Raw genomic sequence first — 6,000 nt, 5'->3', positions numbered from 1 at the left:
AACGCTCACGACCAGCAAACAAGCCGCCAAACCCAAGCCCGCCACGCGCGCACTTCGGAATGATTCCACGAAGAATGCTACGCGCGCATCTTGACATGATTCCCCGGGGCCTTCTTCACTGTCCAGGGTCGGCGGGCGTGGCAGACTGATGCCATGCTGCTCGACGAGCTCGTGAAAACCACGGATACCGTCGCGTCAACCCGCTCACGGCTCGCGAAGGTCGACGCACTGGCCGATCTGCTGCGCCGGCTCGAGCCCGCGGATATCGCGGCGGCCGTCGGCTTGCTCGTCGCCAAGCCGCGCCAGGGCAGGGTAGGGATCGGCTGGCGCGGCATGACGGCGGCCATGGGGGAGCCGGCCGCCGAGCCGAGTCTGACTGTCGCCGACCTCGACGCTGCGCTGGACCGGCTGCTCGTCACCGCAGGCGCTGGATCAGGCGCGGAGCGCGCCGCGACTCTCCGGCTGCTGACGGCGGCAGCCACCGAGCGCGAGCAAGCTTTCATCGCCGGCGTGCTGCTCGGTGAACTGCGTACCGGCGCGCTCGAGGGGGTGCTGACGGATGCCGTTGCCCGCGCCGCCGATCGGCCCGCCGACGCCGTACGCCGCGCGGCGATGCTCTCCGGCGATCTCGGCGAAACCGCACTGCTGGCGATCACGGGCACCGCAGCCGAGCTTGACGCCGTCGGCCTGGTCGTCGGCCGCCCCGTGCAGCCCATGCTCGCCGCAACGGCGGCCAGCGCTACCGCGGCGCTGGAGGTCACGGGGGAGGCGTCCGTGGAATACAAGCTCGACGGCGCGCGCATCCAGGTGCATCGCGTCGGCGACGATATTCGCATCTACACGCGCACCCTGGCCGAGGTGACCCACCGGCTGCCGGAGGTGGTGGAGGTGGTGCGCGGACTGCCGGTGCGCGACGTGATTCTCGACGGCGAGACCCTCGCCCTCGACGAGGACGGCAGCCCGCGACCGTTCCAGGAGACCATGTCGCGGTTCGGGGCGGATGCGGCGCGTGCCACGGTGCTGCATCCGTGGTTCTTCGACGTGCTGCACATCGACGGGCGCGACCTGCTCGACGAGCCGCTGTCGATGCGCCTCGGCGTGCTCGAGTGCATCGCCCCCGAACACCGGATCCCGGGGGAGATCACGGCAGATGCGGCCGTTGCTGAGAGGGTTTCGCGCGACGCGCTCGCCGCGGGCCATGAGGGCGTGGTTGTGAAGGCGGTGGGATCGGCCTACGCGGCCGGCAGGCGTGGCTCCAACTGGATCAAGGTGAAGCCGGTGCTCACTTACGACCTGGTGGTGCTTGCCTGCGAGTGGGGGTCAGGACGGCGCACCGGGCTCCTGTCGAACCTACACCTGGGAGCCCTCGACCCGGCCGGCGAGTTCAGCGAACCCGGCGGCTACGTGATGGTGGGCAAGACATTCAAGGGCCTCACCGACGCCCTGCTGCGCTGGCAGACCGAGAGGTTCGAGGAGCTTGAGGTACGGCGCACGGCGGGCACCGTGTGGGTCGAGCCCGTCACGGTGGTCGAGATCGCGATCGACGGCGTGCAGCGTTCCCCGCGCTATCCGGGCGGAATCGCGCTGAGGTTCGCACGCGTCAAGCGCTACCGCGACGACAAGACAGCCGCGGAGGCCGACACCATTCAGACGCTGCGCGCGCTGCTGCGTCTCTAGCTTGTGCCGCTTCTCCACCGGGCGTACCGTGGCGCTTAAGTGCCGCCGCGCCCAGCGTGCGGCGGGCCAACAGGTTGGGCGGTTGGTATCCGGAAGGGACCAGATGTCAGCTGAAACAGGCATTGACCAGGGCAGGTCAGCCTTCCAGGAACATCGCTGGACCGAGGCCTACCGGACCTTCCGTGAAGCCGATAAGCGCGCCGGGTTGCCGGCTGCCGACCTCGAACGGCTGGCTACGGCCGAGATCCTGACCGGTGAAAGCGCCACAGGGCTGGAGTCCCTCACCCGTGCCCACGAGGAGTACCTGGTGATGGGCGACGTCGAGGGTGCCGCACGGTGCGCGGGCTGGATGGGCATGCAACTGATGTTCCTGGGGGAGCAGGCTAGGGCCGGAGGGTGGTTTGCCCGCGGCCAGCGGCTCATGGATGAACTGGCAGAGCCGAGCGCCGTGCAGGGCCTCCTGCTTCTCCCGGAGGGCCTGGGCAAGCTTTACGACGGTAATCCGGCGGGCGCCATGCAGGCTTTCTCCCGCGTTGCCGAATTCGGCCAGCAGTTCCACGACAAAGACGTGTCCGCGCTGGGCCTCCTCGGCACAGGCCAGGCCACCCTGATGCTTGGTCACCCTGACAAGGGACTCAAGATGTTCGACGAGGTCATGGTAGCCGTCACGGCAGGTGAACTCTCCCCGATCCCCTCAGGGATTATCTACTGCGCAGTAATCGGCAACTGCCACCTGGTCTTCGACCTGGAGAGGGCCCTGGAATGGACGGCTGCCCTGGACCGCTGGTGCAGTGCACGCCCTGACATGGTGTCGTTCAGCGGCCAGTGCCAGTCGCACCGCGCCGAACTCTTCAGGCTTCACGGGGCCTGGGCCGAGGCACTGATGGCCGCTGCGGCCGCCCAGGGACTTTCCGTAAAGGGTGATCCCCAAGCGCTTTATGGAGGCTACTACCAGCAGGGAGAGGTGGAACGGCTGAGTGGAAAACTGGACGACGCCGAAGCTTCCTACCGGCAGGCCGCCCGATCAGGCTATGAGCCACAGCCTGGCCTCGCGCTGCTCTGGCTTGCCCGTGGAAATGCGCAACAGGCACAAGCGATGATCCGTAGGGCAGCTGCCGCGGCAGACGTCGCAACCCGCCGGAACATGCTGCCGGCACTGGTGGAGATCGAGTTGGCTGCCTCCGACCTGGAAGCCGCGCGGCAAGGTTCTCAGGAGCTGGAAGCCCTGGCCAGTGAATTCTCTATGCCCATGATCCGGGCCGTTGCCGGCCAGGCGGACGGCGCGGTCCGGCTGGCCGACGGCGACCCCTCCGCTGCCCTGAAACCGCTCCGGGAGGCGTGGAGGCTGTGGCAGGAACTCGGTGTTCCGTACGAGGCGGCGCGCTGCCAGGCGCTGGCCGGCAGTGCCTGCCGCGCACTTGGCGACGAGGCCTCCGCACTGATGTACCTGGAGGCAGCCCACGCTGCGCTCCTGGACCTGGGCGCGGCGCCGGCGGCAACCTGGGCGGCGTCGCTCCTGCACGAAGGCATGTTGGACAGCGGAGCGACGCCTGGCACGGTGGGTCTCCTCACCCGCCGCGAGCTTGAAGTCCTGCAGATGGTGGCAACCGGAAAGGGCAATCGGGCCATCGCCGGCGAGCTCTACCTGAGCGAAAAGACCGTAGCCCGGCACGTCAGCAACATCTTCCTGAAACTGGGCCTGTCGTCACGGTCAGCCGCCACCAGCTATGCCTATGAACACGGGCTCGCAGGCTGACGGACCACATAGGACCGCTCTGACTACATTGAAATACCCAGCCGCGCCGTGACTGAAGTTGCATGATTCGGCCGACGCGGCCACCAGCTGCGCGGCCATAGCCTCAAAGCATGAACCTTCCAGTCCTCGCCGGCACACTTTCGACGGTGCTGTTCGCCGCCGGAATGCTGCCGATGCTGGTCAAGGCGGCCCGGACGAAGGACCTGGCTTCGTACAGCCTCGGGAACCTGTTGCTGACCAATGTTGCCAACGCCGTTCACTCCGTCTACGTCTTCAACCTCCCTGCCGGACCCATCTGGGTCCTCCACCTTGCGTACGTCCTCGCGTCCGCGCTGATGTTGGCGTGGTGGCTGCGCTACAGGGAGACAGGACGCGAAGTGGAAGGCGGCCCGGCTGCGGGCCGACGTGAAGGTTCAGCCGTGGGAATCCACCTCAGTGAAAAAGGAGCGCAGTGATGAACAACAATGACGTGACCGGCATGCTGGACACGATGATCATCGGCGGCGGCCAGGCAGGCCTTGCCATGGGCTACTACCTGAAAGAACAACAACGGAAAATCCTGATCCTTGATGCCAACCCGCGATCCGGAGACGCCTGGCGCCAGCGGTGGGATTCGCTCCGGGTCTTTACTCCGGCCAAGTACGACGGACTCCCGGGCGCGCCGTTCCCGGCGGATCCGCTGACTTTTCCTACCAAGGATGAAGTGGCCGGATACCTTGAAGGCTACGCCGCGCAGTTTGACCTGCCAGTCATCAACGGAGTCCGCATCGAACGCCTGTGGCGGGAAGGCGACCGCTATATTGCCGCCGCCAACGGCCGCCGCTGGGAAGCGCACAATGCCGTCGTGGCGACAGGATGCAGCCAGGCGCCCAAGGTGCCAGGCTTTGCGGCCGAATTGGCGCCGTCCATCGTCCAACTGCATTCCAGCGACTACCGGAACCCCCAGCAGCTGCAGGAAGGGCCGGTCCTGGTGGTTGGGCTGGGGAACTCCGGGGCGGAGATCGGCATCGAAGTGTGCCGTACGCATCCGACGTTCGTGGCGGGCAAGCCCGGTGGCGAAATCCCGGTGAAGCATGGCCGGACTGCGGCACGCTATTTCCTGCCGTTGGTGCGGTTCATTGAGTTGAACGTCCTCACTCTAGGCAATCCCCTCGGGCGCATAGCGGCACCAAAATTCAAGGCACACGCAGAACCCCTGGTCCGGACGAAGACCAAGGATTTGGCGGCCGCGGGCGTCAGGCGCGTGCCGCGGGTCGCCGGAGTGGAGAACGGGCTGCCCGTCCTGGCGGACGGTACCCGGATTGAGGTCGCCAACGTCATCTGGTGCACGGGATTCAAAGATGATTTCGGCTGGATAGATCCGGCACTGCTCGACGACGGCGCTTTGCCCCGGCAGGAGCATGGCGTTGCGCTTGACTCGCCCGGGCTGTTCTTCCTGGGCCAGGAGTTTATGTACGCGGCCTTTTCGGCAACCATTCCGGGTGCCAGCCGTGACGCCCGGTACCTGGCCGGCAGGATACCGGTTCCGGTCACCCGCGAGGCCGCGCCAGCTGCCATCTGAGGCGCCGGGCGGCGGCTTCGGGCAAGCGCCGGGAAACCAGCCGGTAGAAGACCAGCACGAGAACTGCCGCCGCCACGATGCCCATCAGGTTGAGCGCCAGCTGAAGGGCCGACCCCGTTGCTTTCTCAAACTCGCCCAGCACGAGTGCCACGGCCACAAACCCGGCAGCAGGAACTGTGGTCACGGAGATGAAGACACCGATGAGTGCCGCCGACCGCCGGCTGATGACGGACAGCATGCCCGCAGTGCCGGCCAGAACGGCCACGATCAGCGAATACGGTCCCGGATGGTAAATGAACTCCACCGCAGACCCTGTGTCCAGGGTGTTGTCCGCGAAGAGGCCCAGTGCCGCGGAGGCCCACGTGGTCAAGGCCGCCAGCAGCATGGCCAGCGGGAACCCCACACCAAGCGCCAGGGCAGCACGCCGGCCGAGTGCCCACTGGCGCCGGGCCAAGGCAACTGCCAGCGCCGCCAGGGGGCCGAATTCCGGCCCCACGGCCATCGCCCCCACGATGGCAATGGTGGAATTCGTCACGATGCCGATGGCGGCGAGCTGTGTGGCCAGTATCAGGAAGGCAAGGTAGCTCCACGTGAGCCGGGAGTCCTCGCCCGTCTGGCGGGTGACCTCGTCCCAGATCAAGGCGTCTGCGCCGTCTCCGGGGGCAGACGCCTCCGCTTTGTCCGCGCGCCGGGACAGGACGAGTTCCGGCATGGAGATGGCAATGGATCCCACCTCCTGCGCCTTCAGGACGTGGAGTTTCTCAAGCAGTTCCTCCACCGCTTCCCGGGCAACCTGGACGTCGATGACATCGCCCCGCGGCGACACGGATGCTCCCGGAAAGAGCGCTACCTCGGCGGTTCCGGTTTGCTCTTTGCAAGCGTCCAGCGTCACTGCCGACAGTTCACTGGGCACACAGATCCGCAGCTGCACAATCACGTGGTCTCCCTTCGCTGGCCTGTGGTCAGCATAGTTTGTGGCATGCTCCGACGGGGCTCGAAGGCCGCC

5 protein-coding genes are annotated in these 6,000 nt (G+C 66.8%); 4 read left to right on the top strand and 1 reads right to left on the bottom strand.

Annotation, left to right across the window (positions count from 1 at the left end):
* Window positions 1-153 precede the first annotated feature (153 nt).
* The 4 genes from ACX80V_RS02055 (at window position 154) to ACX80V_RS02040 (ending at window position 4,994) form a co-directional block, all read left to right on the top strand.
* Window positions 154-1,677 (top strand): ATP-dependent DNA ligase, encoded by a 1,524-nt coding sequence (locus ACX80V_RS02055; protein ID WP_485841753.1) that lies wholly within the window; start codon window positions 154-156, stop codon window positions 1,675-1,677.
* Between the two features lie 103 nt (window positions 1,678-1,780).
* Window positions 1,781-3,433, top strand: coding sequence for a response regulator transcription factor (locus ACX80V_RS02050; protein WP_485841752.1), 1,653 nt, complete (start codon window positions 1,781-1,783; stop codon window positions 3,431-3,433).
* A gap of 110 nt (window positions 3,434-3,543) precedes the next feature.
* Complete coding sequence (locus tag ACX80V_RS02045) at window positions 3,544-3,888, top strand: hypothetical protein (protein ID WP_485841751.1); 345 nt, start codon at window positions 3,544-3,546, stop codon at window positions 3,886-3,888.
* Window positions 3,888-4,994: a flavin-containing monooxygenase gene (locus ACX80V_RS02040; protein ID WP_485841750.1), complete on the top strand. Its 1,107-nt coding sequence runs from the start codon at window positions 3,888-3,890 to the stop codon at window positions 4,992-4,994. Before ACX80V_RS02045 ends, ACX80V_RS02040 begins: the two co-directional genes overlap by 1 nt.
* On the opposite strand, the gene ACX80V_RS02035 is transcribed toward ACX80V_RS02040, so the two are convergent.
* Window positions 4,963-5,931, bottom strand: a complete 969-nt coding sequence (locus tag ACX80V_RS02035; RefSeq protein ID WP_485841749.1) for a DUF389 domain-containing protein — start codon at window positions 5,929-5,931, stop codon at window positions 4,963-4,965. The two genes, ACX80V_RS02040 and ACX80V_RS02035, sit on opposite strands and share 32 nt — an antisense overlap.
* Window positions 5,932-6,000 lie beyond the last annotated feature (69 nt).

The sequence above is a fragment of the Pseudarthrobacter arbutini genome (assembly GCF_054510915.1).
The sequence above is the reverse complement of the archived record's forward strand: the minus strand, read 5'-3'. Positions and strand labels throughout refer to the sequence as shown.